This window comes from Janibacter melonis (assembly GCF_020567375.1).
GTDB classification, from domain to species: Bacteria; Actinomycetota; Actinomycetes; order Actinomycetales; family Dermatophilaceae; genus Marihabitans; species Marihabitans melonis.
Window position 1 is genome coordinate 879,678 of record NZ_JAJBZM010000001.1, and the last position, 25,222, is coordinate 904,899.

Consider the following 25,222-nt stretch of genomic DNA (forward strand, 5'->3'; position numbering starts at 1 on the left):
CTCGAGACCACCGCCCACCCCCTCGCTACGGCGTGAGGGGCATCCTCAGCACCTCGCGAGCGACGACCTCGTCGCCCTCGTACGTCGTGCGCTCGTCGTCGAGGGGGGCGCGCTGCCACAGCGCGAGGTAGAGGTCGGCAGCGGGGGCGCTCACCTGGGCGACCGGGTCGCCGTCGCCGACGACGACGTCGACCGGGGCGTCGGTGGCGACGAGCCGGACCGCCGCGGGGATCGGGTCGAGCCACCCCTTCGCCAGCCTCCGGGGCACGAAGACCTCGACGACCTCGGCCACGCCGTCCGCGGCCACGTCGACGGGGACCGGGCTCGTCTCGCCGACGAGCGCGAGCTCGACGTCGACCCGGTGCACGGTGTGCTCGTGCACCTGCCGCCGCTGCCAGAAGCCGACGGTGCGGTCACCCCGCTCGAAGGTCCACGCAGGTCTCGCCGGGTCGACGGCGATCGTCTCGCGCAGCTCGCGGGCGCCCTCGCCGAACCACCCGGCCAGCCCCTCCGCCGGCGGTGGCGTGCTCTCCGTGCGCCCGTGGCCCTCGCGGACCGCGCCGACGACCCAGCGGTGCACGCCGCCGAGGTGCCCGACGAGGTCGGCGAGCTCCCACCGCGGGCAGGTCGGCAGCGACCGGCTCCAGTCGTGCGGCGACGCGTCGCGCAGCAGCGCCTCGATCCGGGCGATCTCGTCGTCGAGGGCGGCAGCGCTGCGTGCGGGGTCCATGACCCGATGATGCCGCCCCGGACTACGCCGAGGTATGGCGATCGGCCCCGGATCCACGGATCCGGGGCCGATCTGCCATACCTCGGCGAAGGGGGGGTCAGGCGTTGGTCACGAGACCCATCGAGGACTGGAAGGCCATGTGCTCGTGCGTGGGCAGCACGCGCACCGTGTAGCCGAACTGGCCGGTGGTCTCGATGGCGACCGACCCGGCGTACTTCGCCGTGCCGTTGTCGTAGCGCTCGACGAAGGACAACGAGCTCGCGGTCCAGTCCGAGATGTCGTCCGTGGCGATGGCCGCGGTGCCTGTGACGACCTGGACGTCGACGTCCTGCGGGTCGAGCCCGTCGAGCGAGACGTAGGCGTCGACGTGGAGGGTCTCGCCGACCTGCGGGTCGTCGGACAGGCCGCTGGCCTCGACGTGGTCGACGCTCAGCTTCGGCCAGGCGGCGCGCACCTTGCCCTTGTAAGCGGCGAGGTCACGAGCACCGGCGTGGCCGTCGGCGCTCACGGCGGCGTTGCCCCGAGCCGTCGGCGTGTAGAGCCGCTCGGTGTAGTCGCGGACCATGCGGGTGGCGAGGACCTTCGGGCCGAGGGTGCTCAGCGTGTGGCGCAGCATCTCCAGCCAGCGCACGGGCAGGCCCTGCTCGTCGCGGTCGTAGAAGATCGGGGCGACGTGCTTCTCGACGAGGTCGTAGAGCGCGGCGGCCTCGATGTCGTCACGACGGTCGGGGTCCTCGACGCCGTCGGCCGTCGGGATCGCCCAGCCGTTCTCGCCGTCGAACCACTCGTCCCACCAGCCGTCGAGGATCGAGAGGTTGAGACCGCCGTTGAGCGCGGCCTTCATGCCCGACGTGCCGCAGGCCTCGAAGGGGCGCAGCGGGTTGTTGAGCCAGACGTCGCAGCCCGGGTAGAGGTCCTTGGCCATCGCGATGTCGTAGTTGGGCAGGAAGACGATGCGGTCGCGGACCTCGGGGTCGTCGGCGAAGCGGACCATCTGCTGGATGAGCTGCTTGCCCGTCTCGTCGGCGGGGTGGGACTTGCCGGCGATGACGAGCTGGATCGGGCGCTCGGGGTGGGTGAGCAGGGCCTTGAGCCGCTGCGGGTCGCGCAGCATGAGCGTGAGGCGCTTGTACGTCGGCACGCGTCGGGCGAAGCCGATCGTCAGCACGTCGGGGTCGAGCACCGAGGTGGTCCACCCGAGCTCGGCCTCGCTCGCGCCGCGCTTGAGCCAGCTCGAGCGCAGCCGGCGGCGAGCCTCGTCGACGAGCTGCTGGCGCATCTCGCGCTTCGTCGCCCAGACGCGGTCGCCGGGGATCGCGCCGATCTCGGACCAGCGGTCGCCCGTCTCGAGGTCGGCGCCGCCGATGTGCTCGCGGGCGAGGTCGAAGACCCGGTCGTCGACCCAGGTCGGCGCGTGGACGCCGTTGGTGATCGAGGTGATCGGCACCTCGACGTCGTCGAAGCCCGGCCACAGCCCGTCGAACATCTCGCGGGAGACGACGCCGTGCAGCTGGGACACGCCGTTGGCGCGCTCGGCCATCCGCAGGCCCATGACCGCCATGTTGAAGACGCCGCGGCTGCCGCCCTCGTAGGTCTCGGCGCCGAGCTCGAGGAGACGCTCGGTGGGCACGCCCGGCAGGGCCTGCTCGCCGCCGAGGTAGAGCTCGACGAGCGAGGCGTCGAAGCGGTCGATGCCCGCGGGGACGGGGGTGTGGGTCGTGAAGACCATGCCGGACTTCGTCGCCTCCATCGCCTCGTCGAAGGTCATCGAGCCCTGCTGGGTGAGCTCGCTGATCCGCTCGACGCCGAGGAAGCCGGCGTGGCCCTCGTTCGTGTGGAAGACCTCGGGCGCGGGGGCGCCGGTGAGCCGGGACCAGGCGCGCAGGGCGCGGACCCCGCCGATGCCCAGGAGCATCTCCTGCTGCAGGCGCTGCTCGCCGCCGCCGCCGTAGAGCCGGTTGGTCACCTGGCGCATCGCGTCGTCGTTGCCCTGGACGTCGCTGTCGAGCAGCAGGAGGGGCACGCGGCCGACCTGGGCGCGCCACACGTGGGCGTGCAGCTCGCGGCCGTGCGGCATCGCCAGGGTGATCGTCACGGGGGTGCCGTCGTCCTCGCGCAGGAGCGAGAGCGGCAGGCCCTGCGGGTCGAGCACGGGGTAGTCCTCGCGCTGCCAGCCGTCGGCGTTGAGGGACTGCTTGAAGTAGCCGGTCTTGTAGAAGAGCCCGACGCCGACGATCGGCACGCCGAGGTCGCTCGCGGCCTTGAGGTGGTCGCCGGCGAGGATGCCCAGACCACCGGAGTACTGCGGCAGCACCTCGGTGATGCCGTACTCCGGGCTGAAGTAGGCGATGGCGCTCGGCGCGCCCTCGGTGCGCTCGGCGTACTCCTGGTACCACTGGCGCGACCCGAGGTAGCGGTCGAGGTCGGCCTTGGCCTCCTGGACCCGCAGGACGAAGGCGGGGTCCTCGGCGAGCGCGCGGAGCTCGGCCGGGCTGAGGGCGGAGAGCAGCCGGACCGGGTCGCGGCGCACGCTGTCCCAGCGCGCGGGGTCGATGCTCGCGAACAGCTCGCGGGCGGGGCTGTACCAGCTCCACCGCAAGTTGGTCGCGATCTCGCCCAGGGCGGCGATCGGCTCGGGCAGGACGGTACGGACGCTGAAACGACGGATGGCCTTCACACCCCGAAGGGTAAGCGCACGGGCTCCCCCTTCGCCAGGTTCTTGCAAACGATGACGTGACCTTGCAGGTCACGGCGATGCACCTGCCCCTTCCCTCGTCCGTGCTCCCACCGGGCCGGTAGCGTCGCGACGGTGAGGACCGACGCCGCACCCGACCCCACGCCCGCCACGACCTCGCGCCTGCGCGTGCCACGCAGCCAGGCGCCCCAGGTGCCGCTCGGGCGCATCCCCGTGCTCGACGTGCGCCCGTGCGTCGACCACGGCGACCGACCCGCGAAGTCGGTCGTCGACGAGCCCTTCGACGTCACCGCGACCGTCTTCCGCGAGGGCCACGACGCCGTCGCGGCGAGCGTCGTGCTCACCGACCCCGACGGGGCCGAGAGCGTGCTGCCGATGACGTGCGTCAACCCGGGCCTGAGCCACTGGGTGCGCGAGGTGAGCGCCGACCGCCCCGGCTGGTGGAGCTACCGCGTCGAGGGCTGGTCCGACCCCTGGGGCACCTGGCTGCACGACGCGACGGTGAAGATCGACGCCGGCGTCGACGAGGAGCTCATGCTCGCCGAGGGCGTCCTCGTCCTCGAGCGGGCCCTCGACGTGCCGGGCCGCTCCCCCGGCGGTCGCCAGCTCGTCCGCGAGGCCCTCGAGGCGCTCACCGCCCCCGGCGACCACAGCCCGCGTGCCCGGCTCCACGCCGCGTCGACGCCCGAGCTGCGCACCGAGCTCGAGGTGACGCTCCCCCTTCGTGAGCTCGTCACCGCCAGCGACGACCTGCCCCTGCTCGTCGAGCGCGAGCTCGCCCTCGCCGGTGGCTGGTACGAGATCTTCCCCCGCAGCGAGGGCGCCTACCTCGACGAGGAGACGGGGCGCTGGGTCTCGGGGACCCTGCGCACCGCTGCCGAGCGCCTGCCGGCGATCGCGGGCATGGGCTTCGACGTCGTCTACCTCACCCCGATCCACCCCATCGGCACGACGGCGCGCAAGGGCCCGAACAACACCCTCGACGCCGGCCCGGAGGACCCGGGCTCGCCCTACGCCATCGGCTCCCCCGACGGCGGGCACGACGCGATCCACCCCGACCTGGGCACCTTCGAGGACTTCGACGCCTTCGTCGCCCGGGCCCGCGAGGAGGGGCTCGAGGTCGCCCTCGACATCGCCCTGCAGTGCTCGCCGGACCACCCGTGGGTCACCGAGCACCCCGAGTGGTTCACGACGCGCGCAGACGGCACCATCGCCTACGCCGAGAACCCGCCGAAGAAGTACCAGGACATCTACCCGGTGAACTTCGACAACGACCCGGCGGGCATCTACGCCGAGGTGCGCCGGGTCATCCAGGTGTGGGTCGACCACGGCGTCACCCTCTTCCGCGTCGACAACCCGCACACGAAGGCCGTCGAGTTCTGGCAGTGGCTCATCGCCGACGTCGCCCAGGACCACCCGGAGGTCATCTGGCTCTCGGAGGCCTTCACGAAGCCGGCGATGATGCACACCCTCGCCAAGGTCGGCTTCCAGCAGAGCTACACGTACTACGCGTGGCGCAACAGCGCCTACGAGCTCGACGAGTACCTCACCGAGCTCTCCGGCGAGTCCGCGGCCTACATGCGCCCCAGCTTCTGGCCGACGACGCACGACATCCTCACGCCGTACATGCAGTTCGGCGGACCGGCGGCGTGGAAGGTCCGTGCGGCGCTCGCCGCGACCCTCGTGCCGACGTGGGGCATCTACGCCGGCTACGAGCTCATGGAGCACGTCGCCCGCCCCGGCGCCGAGGAGCAGATCGACAACGAGAAGTACCAGTACAAGGACCGCCGCTGGTCGGACTACGAGCCCGGCGGACCGCGCGAGGGGCAGTCGCTCGCCGGGTGGCTGACGATGCTCAACCGGATCCGGCGCGACCACCCGTCGCTGCGCCTGCTGCGCAACTACCGCCGCCACCACGTCGACGACGAGAACTTCCTCGCCTTCAGCAAGTCGCGGGCCCTGCCCGACGGGAGCACCGACACGGTGCTCGTCGTGGCCAACCTCGACCCGCACAGCACCCGCGAGTCCACGGTGCGCCTCGACATGGGCGCGCTCGGCATGGAGGGCTGGGAGCGCTTCGAGGTCGAGGACCTCGTGACCGGCGCGGTGTGGGAGTGGGGCCAGGACGCCTTCGTGCGCCTGGGCGCCGACGGCGAGCCGGTCCACGTCCTCGCGGTGCGGGGGCGCTGATGGCCACCGTCCACGACGTCACCCTCACCCCCGGCAAGGACGACCTCGTCCTCGCCTGGGTCGGCGCCCAGCGCTGGTACCAGGCGAAGGGGCGCACCCCCCGGCTGCGCCGGCTCGACTCGTGGCGCCTCGACGACCCGGCCGGCGAGGTCGGCATCGAGACCCTCGTCTACGAGGACCTCTCCGGCGCCGACGGCGGGCCGGGCGTCACCTACCAGGTGCCCCTCACCTACCGCGGCGCCCCGCTGCCGGGGGCCGACGACGCCCTCGTCGGCGAGCTCGACCACCCCGTCCTCGGGCACCGGTGGGTCTACGACGCCCCCCACGACCCGGTCTACGTCTCCCAGCTGCTCGCCCTCGTGCGGGGCCGGGCCCAGGCGCAGGAGGGCTCGGTCTCCGACACCCCGAGGCCCGACGTCGCCGGGGCGCCGCACCCGGCGTGGACGAGCGATCCCGAGGTCGTGACCAGCTCGGTCCTGCGCGGCGAGCAGTCGAACACCTCGGTCGTCGTCGAGACCGGCGCCGAGCCGGTCATCGTCAAGATCTTCCGCACCCTCTCCCCCGGCGACAACCCCGACGTCACCCTCCAGGGCGCGCTCGGCGCGGCGAACTGCCCGTACGTCCCCGCGACCGTCGGCCACGTCGCCGGCGCGTGGCGGGACGCCGACGGGCAGACCCACCTCGGCCACCTCGCCGTCGCCCAGGAGTACCTGCGCGGCAGCCGGGACGCGTGGCGGGTGGCGCTCGAGCGGGCGAGCTCGGGCACCCCCTTCGCCGACGAGGCCCGCGCCCTCGGGGTCGTCACGGCCGACATCCACCACACCCTCGCCCGGGTGCTGCCGACCCGGCCGGCCGACGACGATCTCGTCGCCGCGCAGGTCTCCGGCATGCGCCGCCGGGCCTCCCTCGCCCTCGGCGAGGTGCCGGCCCTCGCCGAGCACGAGCCGGCCTTCCGCGACGTCTTCACCCGGGCCCGGGCCGCTCGCTGGCCGGCGATGCAGCGCATCCATGGCGACTACCACCTCGGCCAGGTGCTCCACGTGCCCGACCGCGGGTGGGTCGTCATCGACTTCGAGGGCGAGCCGCTGCGCCCCCTCGCCGAGCGCAACGCCCTCGACGCCCCCCTTCGCGACGTCGCGGGCATGCTGCGCTCGATCGACTACGCGGGCGCCTCCAGCGGGCTGCCCGACGCCGAAGCGGCGGCCTGGGTGGCCGAGACCTCCCGCGCCTTCCTCGAGGGCTACGCCGAGGCCGGGCACGACGCCCGCGACGACGCCGCCGTCCTCACCGCGCTCACCCTCGACAAGGCCCTCTACGAGGTCGTCTACGAGGCGCGCAACCGACCGACCTGGCTCGCGATCCCCGTGCGAGCCGTGACCCGACTCCTCCAGGAGGACGTGTGACCCCGATCCCCGAGTCCGCCCTGCCCGGCGCCCTGTGGGCGCTCGCGCACGGGCGGCACAGCCAGCCCCACGACGTGCTCGGCCAGCACCTGCTCGACGAGGGCCTGCAGGTCCGCGTCCTGCGCCCCCTCGCCGAGCGCGTGCGGGTCCGCTTCGAGGACGGCGTCGAGATCGACCTCGAGCACGAGGACCACGGCATCTTCGCCGGCACGCGCGCCGACGCCGAGCGCACGATGGACTACCGCGTGCTCACGACGTGGGGCGGTCACGAGGTCGAGCAGGACGACCCGTACCGCTTCGCGCCGACGCTCGGCGACCTCGACCTCCACCTGGTCGGCGAGGGCCGCCACGAGGAGCTGTGGACCGTCCTCGGCGCGCACGTGCGCCGCTACCCCGGGCCGCTCGGCGAGGTCGAAGGGGTGAGCTTCGCCGTGTGGGCGCCGCGGGCCAAGGCGGTCAGCCTCGTCGGCGACGTCAACGGCTGGAACGAGACGGCGCACCCGATGCGCGCGCTCGGCAGCTCGGGCGTGTGGGAGCTCTTCGTGCCGGGCATGGCCGCGGGCGACCTCTACAAGTTCGCGATCCGCGGCGCCGACGACGTCGTGCGCCACAAGGCCGACCCGATGGCCCGGCGGGCCGAGGTCGCCCCGGCGACGAGCTCGGTGGTCACCGATAGCACGTACACGTGGCAGGACGAGGAGTGGTTGACGCAGCGGGCCGAGCGCAACCCGCACACCGGGCCGATGAGCATCTACGAGGTGCACCTCGGCTCGTGGCGCCAGGGGCTCAGCTATCGCGAGCTGGCCGAGCACCTCGTCAACTACGTCGCCGACCTCGGCTTCACCCACGTCGAGCTGCTGCCCGTCATGGACCACCCGTACCCGCCGTCGTGGGGCTACCACGTGACGAGCTACTACGCGCCCAACTCGCGCTTCGGCTCCCCCGACGACTTCCGCTACCTCGTCGACGCGCTGCACCAGGCCGGCATCGGGGTCATCCTCGACTGGGTCCCGGGGCACTTCGCCACCGACGAGTGGGCGCTCGTGCGCTTCGACGGCCTGCCCCTCTACGAGCACCCCGACCCGCGCAAGGGCTGGCAGCCGGACTGGGGCAGCTACGTCTTCGACTTCGGCCGGCTCGAGGTGCGCAACTTCCTCGTCGCCAACGCGCTGTACTGGCTCGAGGAGTTCCACGTCGACGGGCTGCGCGTCGACGGCGTCGCCTCGATGCTCTACCTCGACTACAGCCGCAAGGACGGCGAGTGGGTGCCCAACGCCCACGGCGGCCGCGAGAACCTCGAGGCGATCGGGCTGCTCCAGGAGGCCAACGCGACGGCCTACAAGCGGGTCCCCGGCGTCATCACCATCGCCGAGGAGTCGACGGCCTGGCCGGGCGTCACCCGCTCCACCGACCAGGGCGGTCTCGGCTTCGGCCTCAAGTGGAACATGGGGTGGATGAACGACTCGCTGCGCTACCTCGGCGAGGAGCCGGTCAACCGGCAGTACCACCACAACCTGCTGACCTTCGCGATGATGTACACGTACGCGGAGAACTACCTGCTGCCGATCAGCCACGACGAGGTCGTCCACGGCAAGGGCTCGCTGCCCCGCAAGATCCCCGGCAGCGACTACGACCAGCTCGCGACGCTGCGCGCCTTCCTCGCCTACATGTGGGCCCACCCCGGCAAGCAGCTGCTCTTCATGGGCATCGAGTTCGCGCAGACGAGCGAGTGGGCGGACGGGCGCTCGCTCGAGTGGCACCTGCTCGACCACGCGTCGCACTACCGGGTGCACAACCTCGTCAAGGAGCTCAACGCCACGTACACGGCCGGCACCGCGATGTGGGCGCTCGACACCGAGCCGGCAGGCTTCGAGTGGCTGGACGCCGACGACAACGGCGGCAACACGCTGTCCTTCCTGCGCTTCGGCGAGCGGGACCGCACCGGTGACGTCCTCGCCGTCGCGGTGAACTTCGGCGGCGCCGACCGCGAGGTCGTCCGGCTCGGGCTGCCGCGCGGCGGCGACTGGGAGGTCGTCCTCGACACCGCCGGCTTCGACGAGCACAGCTCGCCGAGCCAGGGCGGGGTCGTCCTCACCGCGCAGGAGCACCCGTGGCAGGGGCAGCCCTGCTCGGTCGAGGTGCGCATCGCACGGCTCAGCGCGATCTACCTCCGCCCGATCGCCGCTTCCTCGGACGCGGACGCGGACGAGCGGTCCGTGGAGAGCTCCGTCGAGCCGACCGGGACGCCGGCTCCCGTGGCCGCCGCCCCGGCGCCCCGCCCGGCCCCGGACCCGCCGATCGGCGGCGTCGGCGGCGCCTGAGCGACCCGCCGAGAGCACGACGAAGGGGGTGACCCGGCCAGGTGCCGGGTCACCCCCTTCGTCGTGGGCGGGGTGCGCTCAGGAGGCGCGGAGCGTGCCGTAGCGCACGTCGGAGGTCCAGATCTTGCGCTTCTTGACCGTGGAGCCGGAGCGGGAGGCGTCGACGACGTAGCCGTTCCCCGCGTAGATGCCCATGTGGTAGGCCGGGGCGCCGAAGAAGACGAGGTCGCCCGGGCGGGCCCAGCGCTTCGAAATCGCGCGCACGGCGCGGCGCTGCTGCTCGGCGGTGCGGGGCAGGTTGGCCCCGGAGCGCTTGTCGTAGACCGTCTGGGTGAAGCCGGAGCAGTCCGCACCCGTCCACAGCGAGGTGCCGCCGTAGCGGTACGGGGTGTCGCCGACGCGGCTGTTGGCGAGCACGTAGGACTGCCAGATGTTCGAGCGCGAGGTCGTGATGTCACTGGCGGAGGCGCTCGAGGGGGCGAGCACCTCGCTCACGGCGGTGCCGGTGGCAGCCAGGGCGACGGCGGCGAGCAGGGCGGAGGTCTTGCTGAGATGGCGCACAGGGGGTCGTTTCTCACGGGGACACGGCCGGGCCGGACCGCGACGCAGCCCCCGGGATCACCCGAGGGCTGTGCGCACGGCGCCCCCACGACCCACCCGCGAAGGGGGATCCAGGCCGCGCCGGCCGTCGTCAATGGTCACGGAGAGGTCACGGTGATGTCAAGGCGAGGTCACGACCTCCTGTCCCAGCTTTCCCGCCCAGGGCGGGAAAGCTCGACCTCGGGAAAGAACATTTCCTTCCCGAGGTCGAATGTTCCCGCCCTGGGCGGGAAAGTGAGGGGGCCGCTCAGAAGAGGGCGCTCATGAGGGCGGTGCGGCCGCGGCGGACCCGCTCGTCCTGGGCCCCGACGACCTCGAAGAGGTCGAGAAGGTGGGCCTTGGCGCGCTCGCGCTCGTCCTCCTGCGTCGCGCGCACGACGTCGACGAGGCGGGCGAAGGCGTCCTCGACGTGCCCGCCGAGCACGTCGAGGTCGGCGACCATGATCGCCGCGTCGACGTCGGTGGGGTCGGCGGCCGCGGCCTCGCGGGCTTGCTGGAGGTCGACGCCCTGGGTGCGGGCCATGAGCGAGACCTGGGCCAGGCCGAGACGCGCGTCCTCGTCGGACGGGTCCTGGGTCAGCGCCTGCTCGAAGGCTGCCGCCGCCGCCGCGAGGTCACCGCGCTCGACGGCGTCGTACGCCTCGACGTGCAGCGGCGAGAGCTCCTCCTCGACCTGCTCGACCCCGAGGTCGCCGACCTCGACACGACCGGTGACGCCCTGCTTGACGGCGAGCTGGAGGAACTCGGCGAGCACCCGGTCGAGGTCTTCGGCGCTGGGCACGTCCGGGAAGAGCGGGATCGCCTGGCCCTGCAGCAGGCCGATGGTGATCGGCATCTGCGGCGGACGCAGCGCCTGGAGGATGCCGGGGTTGGTGGCGAGGTCGATGCTCACGACCTGCACCCGCCCCTGGAGCCGCTCGGCGGCCGGCACGACGACGTCGAGCGCGGCCCGGCTCTGCGGGCTCTGCGAGGACCACAGGACGGCGAGCGCGGGCACGCTCACCGAGCGCTGGACGAGCTGGTTGAAGCTCGCGTCGTCACCGATGACGACGACCGGCGAGGCGAAGGGGTCGCCCCCCGCGGGCGCACCGCCCGCGGCCCCACCACCCGCCCCGGTCGGTCCGGCGCCACCCCCGGCAGCGGGGGCGGGAGCGGGCTGGCCAAGGGCGCCGAGGTCGACGGCGCCGCGGAGCGAGGAGTGCGGTTCGGTCATGCCCCGATCTTCGCAGACGGCCCCGGGGTCAGGATCCCTTGGCCGAGGAGAGCTGCTCGGAGGCGCCGACGACGGTGACGTCGCCCCCCTTCGGCGCGACGACGGCGACGGTCTCGAGGTGCTGGACGCTCAGCCGGTCGCCGACGGTGTCCTCGCCGACGAGGTCGGTGAGCTCGTCGGGCAGGGTGAGCTCCTTGGCGTCCTCGCCGGCAGAGATCGTGTCCGTGCGGGTGAGCGTCGTGATCGTCAGCGTGCCGCCGTCGGCGAGCGGGAAGACCATCCCGTCCGAGGAGGGCGTGTGCGAGACCTTGTAGCTCGCGAGGTCGCCGAGCCGCTTGGCCTGCTTCGCGGCGTTCGTGCGCAGCGCGCTCGAGAAGGGGTCGTCGACGGCGACGCCCTTGGGGTCGCTCTTCGGAGCGGGGTAGGACACGGCCTTCGCCCACCGGGCGACGGGCTGGAGGTCCTTCGCGCCGACCTTCGTCGGCACCTCGACCGCGCCGTCGCTCTCGGCGAGCGCGGGCACGGTGGCCCCCGCCGCCATCGGCACCGAGGCGTAGAGGCGGTACTGCGAGCGCGGGCTGTCGGCGACGAGCACGTGGAGGTGCTGCTCCTCGTCCTGCTGCGAGGTCGCGAGGATCGTGCGCGGCCAGGACGTGCCCTTGCTCACGGCGATGACGGTCGGCTCGGCGGAGGGGGCCAGAGCCGCGCCCTCGCCCTCGACCTGCTCGACGTCGACCTTCGCGTCGGCCGCCTCGAGAGCCGGGCCGGTGAGCACGGTCTTGCGATCCTTCGCGCTGCCCTTGCCCTCGGCGTCGAGCGCGACGCCAACCTCGCCGAGGACGCGCTGGGTGACCTGCGCGCCCGCGGAGTCGGAGATCGACTGCCCCTGGGCGTCCTCGGCGGGGGCGTCGTGCAGGCCGGCGAGCGAGGAGCAGCCGCCCAGCGCGAGCGGGGTGGCCAGGGCCAGGGCGGCCAGACGGGTGCGGCGGGGGGTCATCGGGTCTCCTTCGTCGTCGGGTCTGCCGGCTGTGCGGGCGTCCCGGTCTCGTCGGTCGTGTCAGGGGTGGCCGTCGCGTCGGCCGTGCCGAGCACCTGCGTCTCGTCGGCGGCGTCGGCCCCGTCCGCCGGGTCGGTCTGGACGGCCTCGTCCCGGCGGCCGTCCTCGTCCTCGCGACCGTCCTCGACCGGGCCGCCGGCGCGCGGGCCACGCCCGCCGCGGAGGGCGAGGTAGACGCCCCCGACGAGCAGCACGAGGCCGACGACGAGCAGGACGATCGCACGGGTGGACCAGCCGCTGTCGGTGACGGTCATCGACACCTCGCTCAGCTGGGCGTCCTCGCCCGCCGTGACGACGAGCGTCTGGGGCGCGGCGTCCTGGGTGACCGTCAGCTGGGCCTGTCCCGTGCCGCGGGTCTCGCCCTGCCACAGGTCGTAGGTCTGCGGGTCGGCGCTGCCGGACCCGCTCGTCGTCGTCTCGAGCTCCCAGCCCGTGACGGAGACGCCCTGCGCGCGGGCGGCCTGCGCGTCCTGCATCACCGTGTCGACGTCCGAGGGACGGGCCAGACCCATCCACACGGGGGCGTCGCCGTCGGCGGTCGCGCGGACGGTGACGTCGGAGTCCGTGCGGTTGAGCACGTCGGGCGGCAGGACGAGCGTCGAGTCGCCGGGGGCGGCCGTGAAGGTGGCCGTCCCCGACGTCCCGAGCTGGGTCACGAACCACCCGCCGACGAGCGCGCAGACGAGCCCGAGCACCGCGACGGCGGTCCCCAGGGCACGGGTGATGGGTCGGTGCACGATGTGCTTCCTTCAACTCGACGACGGCCGCCGGAGGGACGGCCTGACCATCCAGGGTGGCAAAGATCGCCGAAGGTCACAAAATCGTAAAGAGATTCTCAGCCGGCAGTCAGCCGGCGGAGTCGATCTTCAGGGCCCCGTCCTCGCGCACGAGCGTGATGCTCTGACCGCTCATCGTCTGGGTCCCGTCGTGCTCGCGGGTGAGGGTGAAGCTCACCTCTCCGGTGTCCTCGTCGACCTCGACCTGCGAGGCGCTCGTCGAGGAGAAGCCGGACCACAGCTCGACGTAGGCCGCCTCGCCGCCCGCGGCCTGCTGCATCTGCGGCGTGAGCGAGCGCCAGGTGGCACGGGGGTCCGAGGACAGCCGGGAGTAGTGGTCGGTGACGAAGGTGCGCACCTCGTCCTCGGGGAAGGCCGGGGCGTCGCCCGCGGGCTGCGCGGTGCTCCCGCCGCCGACCGAGCTCGACGCCGCCCCCGCGCCGTCGCGGAGCCCCCCGGCCCCGTCGTCGCGACCCGCGAGGAGGGCCAGACCGGCGGCGAGGAGGAGCAGGACACCACCCACGGCGAGCCAGGGCACCCACCGGCGCCGTGGCGAGCGGTGCGCACCGCGGTGCGCCGGGACCGGCGCCGGCCGCGCCTGGCGCAGGTGAGAGCGGGTGGGCGGCGCGGACGCCCGGGAGGGCGGGGTCGAGGTCGACGGCGGCGAAGGGGGAGCCACCGGCCGCATCGCGGCCGTGGGCGCGGAGGTCGCCGGGACGCCCTGACCCTCGGCGACGCGCTGCAGGTCGGCCCGGGCCTGCGCCGCGCTCCCCCGTCTCGCGGGGTCGCGGTCGAGGAGCCGCTCGAGCACGGGGGCCAAGGGCCCCGCAGAGGTCGCCGGCTCGGGCGGGTTGGTCGCGATGTGACGCAGGGTCGCCAGCGGGTTGCCCTGCGAGCGGTACGCGTCGTGCCCCTCCACGGCGAAGTAGATCGTCGCGCCGAGGGCCCACAGGTCGCTCGCCTCGCTCGGCTCGTGCCCGTCGGCCACCTCGGGGGCCATGTACGTCGGCGTGCCCGTCACCATGCCGGTGCTCGTCAGCTGGTCGTCGGCGCCGGCCCGCGCGGTGCCGAAGTCGGCGAGCTTGGGGCGTCGGTCGCCGATGAGGACGTTCGCGGGCTTGATGTCGCGGTGCACGACGCCGGCCGCGTGGGCGGCGACGAGGGCGGCGGCGAGCTGGGCGCCGAGATCGGCCGCGCCGCGCGGTCGCAGCGGTCCCCGGGCGCGCACCGCCTGGGCGAGGGTCGGCCCGTCGACGTACTCCATGACGAGCCACGGGGCGCCGTCGTGCTGGACGACGTCGTAGACGGCGACGACGTTGGGGTGGTTGAGCGCGGCTGCGTGCCTCGCCTCGCGCATCGCGCGGCTCGTGCGGTCGTCGGTCTCGCCGGGGAAGGCGCCGAGCTGCTTGATCGCCACGTGCCGGCCGAGCCGCTCGTCGCGGGCCAGCCACACGACGCCCATGCCGCCGCGCCCGACGGGCCGCTCGGTGCGGTACCGCCCGGCGACGAGGCCCGGTCCGGGCTCGGTGGTCTTGACGCTCACCGACCCCACGATAGGTGGGTCGGCGCCGTCGGTGGCCCCACGTCCCCTTCCCCGCCCGGTCGTGGCACCCGCGCGGGCCCCGGGCCTGGGGCCTAGATTGTCCCCGTCAGCATCACGAGCAAGGGGAGCACCATGTCCTACCAGCAGCCCGGGTACCCGGGCGCCGCACCGTCGCCCTACGGGGCCCCGAAGAAGGACAACACCCTGTGGTGGGTCCTCGGCGGGATCGGTGCCGTCGTCCTCCTGTGCTGCTGCGGCGTGCTCGGCTTCTTCGGCTTCGCCGCGTACCAGGCCGACCAGGCGATCGAGAGCTACACCTCGTCGTCCTCGAGCGGCAGCGCGGGCACCCCGGTGACCGAGGGGCAGGCCGTGACGATCTCGGACGGCAGCATCGCCTCGGGCTGGGAGATCACGTCCAACGCGCTCGGCCTCGAGCCCTCGGGCATCGAGGTCACCAACACGACGTCGACCGCGCAGACCTACTTCTTCTACGTCAACTTCACCCAGGGCGGCACCGAGGTCGAGGACGCGCTGTGCACGACGAGCTCGGTCCAGCCCGGCGAGTCGGCGACGGCGAGCTGCCTGTCGACGGTGCCCGAGGGCACCGACTACGACGGGCTCACGATCTCGACGAGCTGAGACCCGCCTGCTCGAGCAGGCGGTCGGCGGCGGCGAAGGGGTCGAGCCCTCCGTCGAGGACCTCCTGGGCGAGGGCGTCGAGCCGGTCATCACCGGCGTCGCCCGCGAACCGGCGGCGCAGCCCCGCGAGGGCGAGCGCCTCGATCTCGTCGACGGTGCGTCGCCGACGTCGCGCCTCGAGCCCGCCGTGCTCGCGCGACCACGCGAGGTGGGCGTCGACCGCCTCGACGATCTCGCTCACGCCCGTGCCGTCGAGGGCGACCGCCCGCACGACCGGCGGGCGCCACAGGTGCGGCTCGGTGCGGTCGCCGAGGCTGACCATCCGGCGCAGGTCCCGCACGGTGTCGTCGGCCCCGGCCCGGTCGGACTTGTTGACGACGAAGACCTCGCCGATCTCGAGGATCCCGGCCTTGGCCGCCTGGATCCCGTCGCCCATGCCCGGGGCGAGGACGACGACGGAGGTGTCGGCGAGCCGGGCGACCTCGACCTCCGACTGACCGACGCCGACGGTCTCGAGGAGCACGACGTCGAAGCCGGCGGCGTCGAGCACGCGGATCGCCGAGGGAGCCGTCGCGGACAGGCCACCGAGATGGCCCCGGCTGGCCATGGATCGGATGAAGACGCCGTCGTCACCCGCGTGCTCGGTCATCCGGATGCGGTCGCCGAGCAGGGCCCCGCCGGAGAAGGGCGAGCTGGGGTCGACGGCGAGCACCGCCACCCGGCGCCCCGCCGCCCGCAGGACCGAGACGAGCGCGCTCGTCGTCGTCGACTTGCCGACCCCGGGCGCACCGGTGAGCCCGACGACATGGGCTCCCCCGACGTGCGGCGCGAGCGCCGCGACGATCTCGGGAAGTGCCGGGTGCTCGTCCTCGACGAGCGAGATGAGCCGCGCGACGGCACGCGCAGTCCCCTCCCTCGCCGCAGCGACGAGAGAGGGGACGTCGACGGGTCGGGGCACGATCAGGCGCTGGGCACCCGCAGGACGAGCGCGTCGCCCTGGCCGCCGCCACCGCACAGGGCGGCCGCACCGACACCGCCGCCGCGGCGCTTGAGCTCGTGGGCGAGCGTGAGCACGACGCGGGCGCCGGACATGCCGAGCGGGTGCCCCATCGCGATGGCGCCGCCGTTGACGTTGACGATCTCGGGGTCGATGCCCAGCTGCTTCGTCGACGCGATGCCGACGGCGGCGAAGGCCTCGTTGATCTCGACGAGCTGGAGGTCGGCGGGGCTGATGCCCTCCTTCGCGCAGGCCGCCTCGATGGCGTTCGCGGGCTGCGCCTGCAGGCTCGAGTCCGGGCCGGCGACGACGCCGTGCGCCCCGATCTCGGCGAGGTAGTCCAGACCCAGCTCCTCCGCCTTCGCCTTGCTCATGACGACGACCGCGCAGGCCCCGTCGGAGATCTGCGAGGCCGAGCCGGCGGTGATCGTGCCGTCCTTCGCGAAGGCGGGACGCAGCCGGCCCAGGCTCTCGGTGGTGGTGTCGGCGCGGATGCCCTCGTCCTGGGCGAAGACGACCGGGTCGCCCTTGCGCTGGGGCACCTCGACCGGCACGACCTCCTCGGCGAGCCGGCCCTCGGCCCACGCCTGCGCGGCGGCCTGGTGGCTGCGCGCGGCGAAGGCGTCCTGCTCCTCGCGGGAGAGCTGCTCGCCCGAGCTGTTGCCGGTCTCGGTGAGCGAGCCCATCGCCTGGCCGGTGAGGACGTCGTAGAGGCCGTCGTAGGCCATGGAGTCCTGCAGGGTCGCGTCGCCGTACTTGATGCCGTCGCGCGACTTGGGCAGCAGGTGCGGGGCGTTGGTCATCGACTCCTGGCCGCCGGCGACGACGACGTCGAACTCGCCGGCGCGGATGAGCTGGTCGGCGAGCGCGATGGCGTCGATGCCGGACAGGCAGACCTTGTTGACGGTGAGCGCCGGCACGGTCATCGGGATGCCGGCCTTGACGGCCGCCTGCCGGGCGGGGATCTGGCCCTCGCCGGCGGTGAGCACCTGGCCCATGATCACGTAGTCGACGTCCTGCGGCGAGACGCCCGAGCGCTCGAGCGCGCCCGCGATCGCGAAGCCCCCGAGGTCGGAGCCGGAGAAGCCCTTGAGCGAGCCGCTCATGCGGCCCATCGGGGTGCGAGCTCCCGCGACGATGACGGAGACGGGACGGTCAGACATGCCAGGCCCTCCAGAGGGGTTCGTGGGGTCGCCGACGTCGACGTCGACTGCCAGGCACTCTAGCCACGCCCGCCGACGGCGTCGCGGTCGCTGGGTGGCAGGTCACAGACAGCCCCGCGCCGGCGCTCCTATGCTCCGCCCATGACGCCCAGCACCAGCCCCCAGCCGCACGGCGACCTCTTCACCCACATCGACCACGTCGGTGTCGCGGTGCCCGACCTCGACGACGCCATCGCCTTCTACCGGGACACCTACGGCATGGAGCTGGCCCACGAGGAGGTCAACGAGGAGCAGGGCGTGCGCGAGGCGATGATGCGCGTCGGCGCCTCCGGCTCGTGCATCCAGCTCCTCGCGCCGCTCGACGAGACCTCGACGATCGCGAAGTTCCTCGACCGCAACGGCCAGGGGATCCAGCAGCTCGCCTACCGGGTCGAAGACATCGACGCCGTGTGCGCGACCCTGCGCGAGCGCGGCCTGCGCCTGCTCTACGACACCCCGAAGCGGGGCACGAGCGACAGCCGGGTCAACTTCATCCACCCCAAGGACGCCCGCGGCATCCTCGTCGAGCTCGTCGAGCCCGCCGCCGCGGCTCACTGACGAGACACCGGCGCCGGCTTGTCGGCCCGGCCCCGGGAAACCCTCGCGCACCCGGGCAATGACCCGGGGGCGCGGGGGTTTCCCGGTCGCGGCACGGTGTCACGGGCGTGGTGCGAAGGGAGCGCCGTCACCAGCACGTCGTCGGCGGCCGGGCCTCAGGGGCGCAGGTAAGACGCCCCGTTGAGGTCGAGCACCGCGCCCGAGGCCCACTGCGCCTGGGGCGAGGTGAGGTAGAGGACCGCCTCGGCGACCTCCTGCGGGGTCGCCACCCGGCCGAAGGGGCTCTGGGCACGGACCGCGTCGCCCCGCGGTCCGGCGAGCGTCTCGTCCTGGCGCTGCGTGGCGACGAAGCCCGGGGCCACCGTCGCCACGCTGATGCCGTGGGGGGCGAGCGCGAGGGCGAGCGACTGCCCCATGGCGTGCAGACCCGCCTTCGCCGCCCCGTACGCCGGGTGGTCGGGCTCGCCGCGGTAGGCCCCGCGCGACCCGATGGTGACGACCGCCCCCGCGGTCCCGGTCGCGATCATCGAGCGGGCGACGAGGTAGGTGACCGCCGCCGGTGCGAGGAGGTCGACGTCGACCATCGAGCGCCACGCGCGCTGCCACGTCTCGAAGTCGACGTCGTCGACCCGGTGGTGGCTCGCGGCGCTCGGGGCGACCGCGGCGTTATTGACGAGCACGTCGAGGTGCCCGAGCGCGTCGACCGCCTCGCCCACGACCCGCTGGGCGACGGCGTCGTCGGTGAGGTCGCCCCCGACGAGGACGTGCCCCTCCCCCGCGAGCGTCTCGATCGTCTCCTGCCCGGCAGACCGGTCGGAGCCGAAGTGCACGGCGACCCGGTCGCCGCGACCGGCCAGCGCGACGGCGACGGCGCGCCCGATGCCGCGCGAGGCGCCGGTCACCAGGGCGGTGCGGCGCGGGGTCGGGTCGGGGGTGTCGGGCATGTCGGCTCCTCGAAGGGGGTGGCGGTCCCAGCACCGTAGACGCCCCCGGGGCAGCACCGCCGGGCAGCGCCGACGGCACTGCCCCTCACGGCACGACGGTGAGAGCCAGGTCACCGCGTGACCGGTCTCTCACCGCCGCCGTGGCTCCCCCTTCGCTGGCTACCTTGACCACCAGGCGCCCGCCGGGCGCCGTCCACCCCGACCGACCGAGAGGCCGAGGAGCACACATGTCGATCGACGCGATCCGCGACGCGATCCTGACCGGCGACCGCAGCGAGGAGACCTACGCGGGTCTCGCGGTACCGACGACCTACCGGGGCGCGACCGTGCGCAAGTCCGAGGTCGAGATGTTCGCCGGGCTCGACAGCCGCGACAAGGACCCCCGCAAGTCGCTGCACATCGACGAGGTCGAGATCCCCGAGCTCGCCCCGGACGAGGCGCTCGTCGCCGTCATGGCGAGCGCGATCAACTACAACACCGTGTGGACCTCGATCTTCGAGCCGGTGTCGACCTTCGGCTTCCTCGAGCGCTACGGCCGGCTGAACGAGTGGTCGAAGCGGCACGACCGCGACCACCACGTCGTCGGCTCCGACCTCGCCGGCGTCGTCCTGCGCACCGGGAGCCACGTGAGCCGCTGGCGCACGGGTCAGGAGGTCGTCGCGCACTGCCTGTCCGTCGAGCTCGAGGACCCCGAGGGCCACGACGACACGATGATGGACCCGCAGCAGCGGATCTGGGGCTTCGAGACCAACTTCGGCGGGCTCGCCGAGCTGGCGATCGTCAAGGCCAACCAGCTCATGCCCAAGCCGGACCACCTCACGTGGGAGGAGGCGGCGGCCCCCGGCCTGGTGAACTCCACCGCCTACCGCCAGCTCATCTCCAAGAACGGCGCCGCCCTCAAGCTCGGCGACCGCGTGCTCATCTGGGGCGCCTCGGGCGGTCTGGGCTCCTACGCCACCCAGATGGCGCTGGCCGCCGGCGCCGAGCCGATCTGCGTCGTCTCCTCGCCCGACAAGGCGGAGATCTGCCGCCGGATGGGTGCCGAGCTCATCATCGACCGGCGGGCCGAGGGCTACCGCTTCTGGGACGAGGCCGGCACGACGCAGGACCCGAAGGAGTGGCAGCGCCTGGGCAAGAAGATCCGCGAGCTCACCGGCGGGCACGACGTCGACGTCGTCTTCGAGCACCCGGGCCGCGAGACCTTCGGCGCGAGCGTCTACGTCGCGCGCAAGGGCGGCAAGATCGTCACCTGCGCGTCGACGTCGGGCTACATGCACGAGTACGACAACCGCTACCTGTGGATGAACCTCAAGAGCATCATCTCCAGCCACTTCGCGAACTACCGCGAGTCGTGGGAGGCCAACGAGCTCATCAACCGCGGTCTCATCCACCCGACGCTGTCGAAGACCTACCCGCTCGAGCAGGTCGGCCAGGCCGCCCTCGACGTGCACCACAACCTCCACCAGGGCAAGGTCGGCGTCCTCACGCTCGCCCCGGAGGCCGGTCTCGGCGTGAGCAACCCGGAGAAGCGGGCTCGCTTCGAGAGCCAGATCAACGCCTTCCGGGACGTCTGAGCGAGGCGGCCGGCTCTGACCGGACCGAGGGCGAAGGGGGGCGCACCCGGGCGGGTGCGCCCCCCTTCGCGTCGGCATCCCGGCACGACCGGCGCGGCTAGCGTGGCGCCATGACGCGCATCCGCAGCCCCTTCGACGACCGCTCCACCGCGCTCGAGGTGGTCGCCGACGTCGACCTCACCGGGCGGCGGGCGGTCGTCACCGGTGGGGCATCCGGCATCGGGGTCGAGACCGCACGTGCTCTCGCCCACGCCGGGGCGCAGGTGACGCTCGCCGTGCGCGACGTGGCGGCCGGTCAGCGGGTCGCCGAAGACATCGCCGAGAGCAGCGGTGGCCCCGCCCCGTCGGTCGTGCCGCTCGACCTCGCCGACCTGGCGAGCGTCGACGCGCTCGTCGCGGCGTGGTCCGGGCCGCTGCACCTGCTCGTCGCCAACGCCGGGGTCATGGACACCCCGCAGGGCACGACGGCGCAGGGCTTCGAGCTCCAGCTGGGCACGAACCACCTCGGCCACCTCGCCCTCGCGACCGGTCTGCACGACGCGCTGGCGGCCGGGGCCGCCGAGGTCGGCCAGGCCCGGGTCGTCGTCGTCTCCTCCAGCGGCCACGCCGCCTCGCCCGTCGTCCTCGACGACCTCTTCTTCGAGCGGCGGCCGTACGACCCGGGGCTGGCCTACGGGCAGTCCAAGACCGCGAACGTCCTCTTCGCCGTCGAGGCCACGCGCCGGTGGGCGCACGAGGGCATCACCGCCAACGCGCTCATGCCCGGCGGCATCTGGACCCCGCTGCAGCGCTACTGGTCGCCCGAGCGGCTGGCCGCGGCGCAGGAGCAGGCGGCGCAGGCCGAGGCGGCCGGGGCCTTTAAGACGAAGACCACCGAGCAGGGCGCGGCCACCTCGGTCTTCGTCGCGACCTCCCCGCTGCTCGACGGCGTCGGGGGGCGCTACTTCGAGGACTGCCAGGAGGCCGAGGTCGTCGAGGAGCTCCTGGGGCTGAGCGGGGTGCTCCCCCACGCCCTCGACCCCGAGGTCGCCGCCCGGCTGTGGGAGGTCAGCGAAGAGCTCCTGCGCTCCGCCCGCGCCGCCTGAGGCCCCCTCCTCCCCCCTTCGCCACGGGGGGCTACAAAACCCTGCCAGCAGCCTTTCGACGTGCCGGCAGGGTCTCGACACCCTGCTGGCACGTCAAGAGGCAGCCAGCAGGGTTTCGTAGACCCGGGGGCCGAAGGGGTGGTCAGCCGCCGCGGCGGGCGCGCCAGCACACGGTGTGCCAGTGGCGGCGGTCGTCGACCGACCCGAGGGCGTCGTCGGGCCAGACGACGACGTGCGGGGTGCCCGGGGCGATCTCGTGGTGGCACTCCGGGCAGCGGTAGGCGCGGGTCGAGCTGTGGCCCGACAGCGGCCGCACGAGCCACGCCCGCCCGAGCCAGGTGACCCGCTGCGGCCCGCCGCGGTGCACGGCGCCGGGCAGGGGAAAGGGCTCCTCACGGCGGCGACGGTTGGCTCTGGGCACGCGACCATCATGCGTCAGGACGCGGATGAGGCCCGCACCTGCGTCGCAGGTGCGGGCCTCGTGTCCTCCCCCCGGAGGTCCGCGTCGGCGGCTGCTCCAGACGCTGACCTCGGGGGTCAGAGGTGGGTCTCACCGCGGCCGGGAGGCTCGCTCCCGACCTGACACCTGACACATTGGCACATCGTGTCGGGTGACCGCAGAGATTCGAGCTACTTCGTGTAGGTGAGGAATCCCGAGCCCGTCTTGCGGCCCAGCCGGCCCGCCTCGACGTGCTCGACGAGGCGTTGAGCAGGCACGAGACCCGGGTGGCCGAACTCCGCGTGCAGCTCGCGCTGGATCGCCAACGAGACGTCGAGACCCACGACGTCGAGCAGCGCGAAGGGGCCCATGGGGTACTCGTGCTCGGCCACGACGGCAGCGTCGATGTCCTCGGCGCTGCCGTGCCCCTCCTCGAGCGCCCGCACCGCGTCGTTGAGGTAGGGGAAGAGCAGCGCGTTGACGATGAAGCCCGAGCGGTCGGCGCACGAGACCGGCACCTTGCGCGTGCGGGCGCAGAGCGTGCGCACGGTGTCGAGGACGTCCTGCGCGGTCTGGTCGGTGCGCACGACCTCGACGAGTCGCATGACCGGGGCCGGGTTGAAGAAGTGCATCCCGACGACGTCCTGCGGGCGGCTCGTCACCGCGGCGAGGTCGGCCACCGGCAACGATGACGTCGTCGTCGCGAGGATGGCCCCGTCCCGGCAGACCCGGTCGAGATCGGTGAAGAGCTCGGTCTTGACGTCGATGTCCTCGGCGATCGCCTCGACGACGAGGTCGGCGTCGGCGAGCGCGTCGCGGCTCGTCGCCCCCGTGAGGCGTCCGAGCACCGCGTCGGCCTCCTCGCGCGTCGTGCGCCCCTTCTCGACCGCCCGGTCCAGCCCCCGCGAGATCGCGGAGCGCACCGCGTCGACCTTGTCCTGCGTCCGGGCGACGTAGGTCACCGGGTACCCGGCCTGGGCGAAGACCTGGACGATGCCGGTCGCCATCGTGCCGGAGCCGACGACGCCGACCGTCTCGACGGTGCGCACGTGCTCGTCGGACCCGGCGGGCGCGGGGGTGCTCTCGTCGGTCACGACCTCGTCGGAGCCGGGGGCTGCGTACGTGTAGAAGCCCGCGCCGGCCGCGCGACCGGTGCGGCCCTGCGCGACGAGCGCGTCGAGGACGGGGCGGGGCTGGTGACGCACGTCGCCGGTCTGCGCGTAGAGCTCGGCGAGCGCGTCGCGCACCCGGTCCAGCCCGAGCTCGTCGACGACGGCGAGCGGGCCGCGCGGCAGACCGCAGCCGAAGCGCATGCCGGCGTCGATGTCCTCGCGGGAGGCGTAGCCCTCCTCGTACATCGCCACGGCGTGGTTGAGGTAGGGGTAGACGAGGGTGTCCGCGATCGTGCGGCTGGCAGTTGCTGACATGACGGAAGTGTTGTGGACCCGGCGCTCCTGCCGACAGCCCTTCGCAGCGTGACGGTCCCCACCTGAGGCCTTCGTCACGGCACGTAGGGTGGTCGGCCGTGAGACTCGTGATCGCGACCTGCAGCGTCGACTACGACGGGCGCCTGTCGGCGCACCTGCCCCTGGCCGACCGGCTGCTCCTCGTCAAGGCCGACGGATCCGTCCTCGTGCACAGCGACGGCGGCTCCTACAAGCCGCTCAACTGGATGTCGCCGCCGTGCGCGATGGCCGAGGTCGAGCCGGACGAGACCGAGGCGGCCGAAGGGGTGCGCCTGGTCTGGGTGGTCCAGCACGCGAAGTCTGAGGACCGGCTGCGGGTGAAGATCCACGAGGTCCACCACGACAGCTCCCACGCCCTCGGCGTCGACCCCGGGCTCGTCAAGGACGGCGTCGAGGCCCACCTGCAGAAGCTGCTCGCCGAGCACATCACCACTCTCGGCGAGGGCTGGACGCTCACCCGGCGCGAGCACATGACCGCCATCGGACCCGTCGACATCCTGTGCCGCGACGCCGCCGGCGGCCACGTGGCCGTGGAGATCAAGCGGCGCGGCGAGATCGACGGCGTCGAGCAGCTCACCCGCTACCTCGAGCTGATGAACCGCGACCCGGCCCTGCGCCCCGTCACCGGCATCTTCGCGGCCCAGTCGATCAAGCCCCAGGCGCGCACCCTCGCCGAGGACCGCGGGATCCGCTGCGTCGTCCTCGACTACGACGCGCTGCGCGGCATCGACTCCAGCGAGCACCGCCTCTTCTGACGGCCGTCCACGCCCACCGGCACGCTCGCACCGACCGTCACGACTGGCGCGGCCACGGCAGCCGGGTGATCCCGTCCTCGTCGACCTCGAGGCGGGCGAGCACCCCTTCGCCCGCCGGCTCCTCGCCGACCACCGGGGCGATCTCGCCCGGTCCGGCGAGCGCGAGGACGCACTCGCCGCGGTAGCGGTCGGCGACCTCGACGAGGGCTCCCGGGTCGAGCGCGGGGATGTGCTCGACCCCCACGCCGAGGGCCTCGGCGAGCCGGGCCGCCGCCGCGCCGTCGACCGCAGGGCCGTGGAGCACCACCGCGACGCGCTCGCCGCTGACCTGGGCGGACACCGTCGCGACGTCGCCGGCGGCCCACGTCGCAAGGAGCACCGTCGCCGGGCAGAAGAGCGCCATCTCCGCACCCTACGAGCCCCCTTCGTCTGCCTACAGTGACAAGACCCCCTGATCGTCCAGTGAAGAAGGAGCCGACATGGCTGACCAGAAGAAGGTGGCCTTCGCGGTCGCCGCCGAGGGCATCGAGCAGGTCGAGCTCACCGAGCCGTGGCAGGCCGTCAAGGACGCCGGCGCGCAGCCGGTGCTCGTCTCCGTCGAGTCCGGTGAGGTCCAGGGCTTCAACCACCTCACGGCGGCCGACACCTTCCCCGTCGACCAGACCTTCGACGCGGTCTCGGTCGACGACTTCGACGCGCTCGTCCTGCCCGGCGGCGTCGCCAACCCCGACGCGCTGCGCACCGAGGAGGCGGCCGTGGGCTTCATCCGCGACTTCGTCACCTCGGGCAAGCCCGTCGCCGTCATCTGCCACGGCCCGTGGACCCTCGTCGAGGCCGGTGTGCTCGAGGGCCGCCGCATCACGTCGTGGCCGAGCCTGCGCACCGACATCACCAACGCCGGTGGCCAGTGGGTCGACGAGGAGGTCGTCGTCGACGGCAACCTCATCTCCAGCCGCAACCCCGACGACCTGCCGGCCTTCAACCGGGAGATCACCAAGGCCCTCGGCGCCTGAGCCCGTCCGCCGCGCCCCGTCG

General features: G+C 73.3%; 22 protein-coding genes. 9 read left to right on the forward strand and 13 right to left on the reverse strand.

The genetic code is table 11. The features are described from left to right. Positions 1 to 25: 25 nt before the first annotated feature. Both LIV55_RS04100 and glgP read right to left on the reverse strand, forming a co-directional pair. Positions 26 to 730, reverse strand: a complete 705-nt coding sequence (locus LIV55_RS04100) for a maleylpyruvate isomerase family mycothiol-dependent enzyme (RefSeq protein ID WP_229299254.1) — start codon at positions 728 to 730, stop codon at positions 26 to 28. 97 nt (positions 731 to 827) lie between these two features. Next, on the reverse strand, positions 828 to 3,407 hold the full coding sequence (gene glgP / locus LIV55_RS04105; protein ID WP_229299255.1) for an alpha-glucan family phosphorylase: 2,580 nt from the start codon (positions 3,405 to 3,407) through the stop codon (positions 828 to 830). Positions 3,408 to 3,539: 132 nt separating this feature from the next. Here glgP and LIV55_RS04110 point away from each other — a divergent pair, with 132 nt between their 5' ends. The 3 genes from LIV55_RS04110 to glgB are packed head-to-tail and all read left to right on the forward strand — an operon-like array spanning position 3,540 to position 9,339. Beyond that, entirely contained in the window at positions 3,540 to 5,615 is a 2,076-nt protein-coding gene (locus LIV55_RS04110; protein WP_372456491.1) for an alpha-1,4-glucan--maltose-1-phosphate maltosyltransferase, read from the forward strand. Beyond that, positions 5,615 to 7,018 (forward strand): maltokinase N-terminal cap-like domain-containing protein, encoded by a 1,404-nt coding sequence (locus LIV55_RS04115; RefSeq protein WP_229299256.1) that lies wholly within the window; start codon positions 5,615 to 5,617, stop codon positions 7,016 to 7,018. The genes LIV55_RS04110 and LIV55_RS04115 overlap by 1 nt, the downstream gene beginning before the upstream one ends. Then, on the forward strand, positions 7,015 to 9,339 hold the full coding sequence (gene glgB, locus LIV55_RS04120) for a 1,4-alpha-glucan branching protein GlgB (RefSeq protein WP_229299257.1): 2,325 nt from the start codon (positions 7,015 to 7,017) through the stop codon (positions 9,337 to 9,339). Before LIV55_RS04115 ends, glgB begins: the two co-directional genes overlap by 4 nt. Positions 9,340 to 9,417: 78 nt before the next feature. On the opposite strand, the gene LIV55_RS04125 is transcribed toward glgB, so the two are convergent. The 5 genes from LIV55_RS04125 to LIV55_RS04145 form a co-directional block, all read right to left on the reverse strand. Beyond that, positions 9,418 to 9,900, reverse strand: coding sequence for a C40 family peptidase (locus tag LIV55_RS04125; protein ID WP_229299258.1), 483 nt, complete (start codon positions 9,898 to 9,900; stop codon positions 9,418 to 9,420). 286 nt (positions 9,901 to 10,186) lie between these two features. Then, entirely contained in the window at positions 10,187 to 11,152 is a 966-nt protein-coding gene (locus tag LIV55_RS04130; RefSeq protein ID WP_229299259.1) for a co-chaperone YbbN, read from the reverse strand. Between the two features lie 28 nt (positions 11,153 to 11,180). Continuing rightward, the gene (locus LIV55_RS04135; protein ID WP_229299260.1) at positions 11,181 to 12,149 is read right to left on the reverse strand and encodes a hypothetical protein; all 969 of its coding nucleotides are present in this window, start codon (positions 12,147 to 12,149) and stop codon (positions 11,181 to 11,183) included. Further along, positions 12,146 to 12,946 carry a hypothetical protein gene (locus LIV55_RS04140; protein WP_229299261.1) on the reverse strand — a complete coding sequence of 267 codons (801 nt, stop codon included), beginning with the start codon at positions 12,944 to 12,946 and terminating at the stop codon, positions 12,146 to 12,148. The genes LIV55_RS04135 and LIV55_RS04140 overlap by 4 nt, the downstream gene beginning before the upstream one ends. A 109-nt stretch (positions 12,947 to 13,055) precedes the next feature. After that, positions 13,056 to 14,528, reverse strand: a complete 1,473-nt coding sequence (locus LIV55_RS04145) for a serine/threonine-protein kinase (protein WP_229299262.1) — start codon at positions 14,526 to 14,528, stop codon at positions 13,056 to 13,058. A gap of 132 nt (positions 14,529 to 14,660) precedes the next feature. On the opposite strand from LIV55_RS04145, the gene LIV55_RS04150 reads away from it, so the two are divergent. Further along, positions 14,661 to 15,167, forward strand: coding sequence for a hypothetical protein (locus tag LIV55_RS04150; protein ID WP_123092027.1), 507 nt, complete (start codon positions 14,661 to 14,663; stop codon positions 15,165 to 15,167). On the opposite strand, the gene meaB is transcribed toward LIV55_RS04150, so the two are convergent. Both meaB and LIV55_RS04160 read right to left on the reverse strand, forming a co-directional pair. After that, positions 15,148 to 16,125, reverse strand: coding sequence for a methylmalonyl Co-A mutase-associated GTPase MeaB (gene meaB / locus LIV55_RS04155; RefSeq protein WP_308012869.1), 978 nt, complete (start codon positions 16,123 to 16,125; stop codon positions 15,148 to 15,150). The genes LIV55_RS04150 and meaB overlap by 20 nt on opposite strands. Before the next feature lie 2 nt (positions 16,126 to 16,127). Next, positions 16,128 to 17,327 (reverse strand): acetyl-CoA C-acetyltransferase, encoded by a 1,200-nt coding sequence (locus LIV55_RS04160; RefSeq protein ID WP_229299263.1) that lies wholly within the window; start codon positions 17,325 to 17,327, stop codon positions 16,128 to 16,130. Positions 17,328 to 17,468: 141 nt separating this feature from the next. On the opposite strand from LIV55_RS04160, the gene mce reads away from it, so the two are divergent. Continuing rightward, positions 17,469 to 17,924: a methylmalonyl-CoA epimerase gene (gene mce / locus LIV55_RS04165; RefSeq protein ID WP_229299264.1), complete on the forward strand. Its 456-nt coding sequence runs from the start codon at positions 17,469 to 17,471 to the stop codon at positions 17,922 to 17,924. A gap of 155 nt (positions 17,925 to 18,079) precedes the next feature. On the opposite strand, the gene LIV55_RS04170 is transcribed toward mce, so the two are convergent. Beyond that, positions 18,080 to 18,868, reverse strand: coding sequence for an SDR family NAD(P)-dependent oxidoreductase (locus tag LIV55_RS04170; RefSeq protein WP_229299265.1), 789 nt, complete (start codon positions 18,866 to 18,868; stop codon positions 18,080 to 18,082). Positions 18,869 to 19,101: 233 nt separating this feature from the next. Between LIV55_RS04170 and ccrA the strand changes: the two genes are divergently transcribed. Together ccrA and LIV55_RS04180 are read left to right on the forward strand one after the other, a co-directional pair. Next, positions 19,102 to 20,442 (forward strand): crotonyl-CoA carboxylase/reductase, encoded by a 1,341-nt coding sequence (ccrA, locus tag LIV55_RS04175; RefSeq protein WP_083969113.1) that lies wholly within the window; start codon positions 19,102 to 19,104, stop codon positions 20,440 to 20,442. 110 nt (positions 20,443 to 20,552) lie between these two features. Then, positions 20,553 to 21,527, forward strand: a complete 975-nt coding sequence (locus tag LIV55_RS04180) for an SDR family NAD(P)-dependent oxidoreductase (RefSeq protein ID WP_229299266.1) — start codon at positions 20,553 to 20,555, stop codon at positions 21,525 to 21,527. A 142-nt stretch (positions 21,528 to 21,669) separates the two neighbouring features. Here the strand turns inward: LIV55_RS04180 and LIV55_RS04185 are convergent, their stop codons facing one another. Then, on the reverse strand, positions 21,670 to 21,948 hold the full coding sequence (locus LIV55_RS04185) for an Rv1322 family protein (protein ID WP_123092032.1): 279 nt from the start codon (positions 21,946 to 21,948) through the stop codon (positions 21,670 to 21,672). Between the two features lie 209 nt (positions 21,949 to 22,157). Continuing rightward, positions 22,158 to 23,393 carry a 3-hydroxyacyl-CoA dehydrogenase family protein gene (locus tag LIV55_RS04190; protein ID WP_229299267.1) on the reverse strand — a complete coding sequence of 412 codons (1,236 nt, stop codon included), beginning with the start codon at positions 23,391 to 23,393 and terminating at the stop codon, positions 22,158 to 22,160. A gap of 98 nt (positions 23,394 to 23,491) precedes the next feature. Between LIV55_RS04190 and nucS the strand changes: the two genes are divergently transcribed. After that, positions 23,492 to 24,187 (forward strand): endonuclease NucS, encoded by a 696-nt coding sequence (gene nucS / locus LIV55_RS04195; protein WP_068277795.1) that lies wholly within the window; start codon positions 23,492 to 23,494, stop codon positions 24,185 to 24,187. 37 nt (positions 24,188 to 24,224) lie between these two features. Here the strand turns inward: nucS and LIV55_RS04200 are convergent, their stop codons facing one another. After that, positions 24,225 to 24,590 carry a hypothetical protein gene (locus tag LIV55_RS04200; protein WP_229299268.1) on the reverse strand — a complete coding sequence of 122 codons (366 nt, stop codon included), beginning with the start codon at positions 24,588 to 24,590 and terminating at the stop codon, positions 24,225 to 24,227. Between the two features lie 76 nt (positions 24,591 to 24,666). On the opposite strand from LIV55_RS04200, the gene LIV55_RS04205 reads away from it, so the two are divergent. After that, positions 24,667 to 25,200 carry a type 1 glutamine amidotransferase domain-containing protein gene (locus LIV55_RS04205; RefSeq protein WP_191565162.1) on the forward strand — a complete coding sequence of 178 codons (534 nt, stop codon included), beginning with the start codon at positions 24,667 to 24,669 and terminating at the stop codon, positions 25,198 to 25,200. Positions 25,201 to 25,222: the final 22 nt, after the last annotated feature.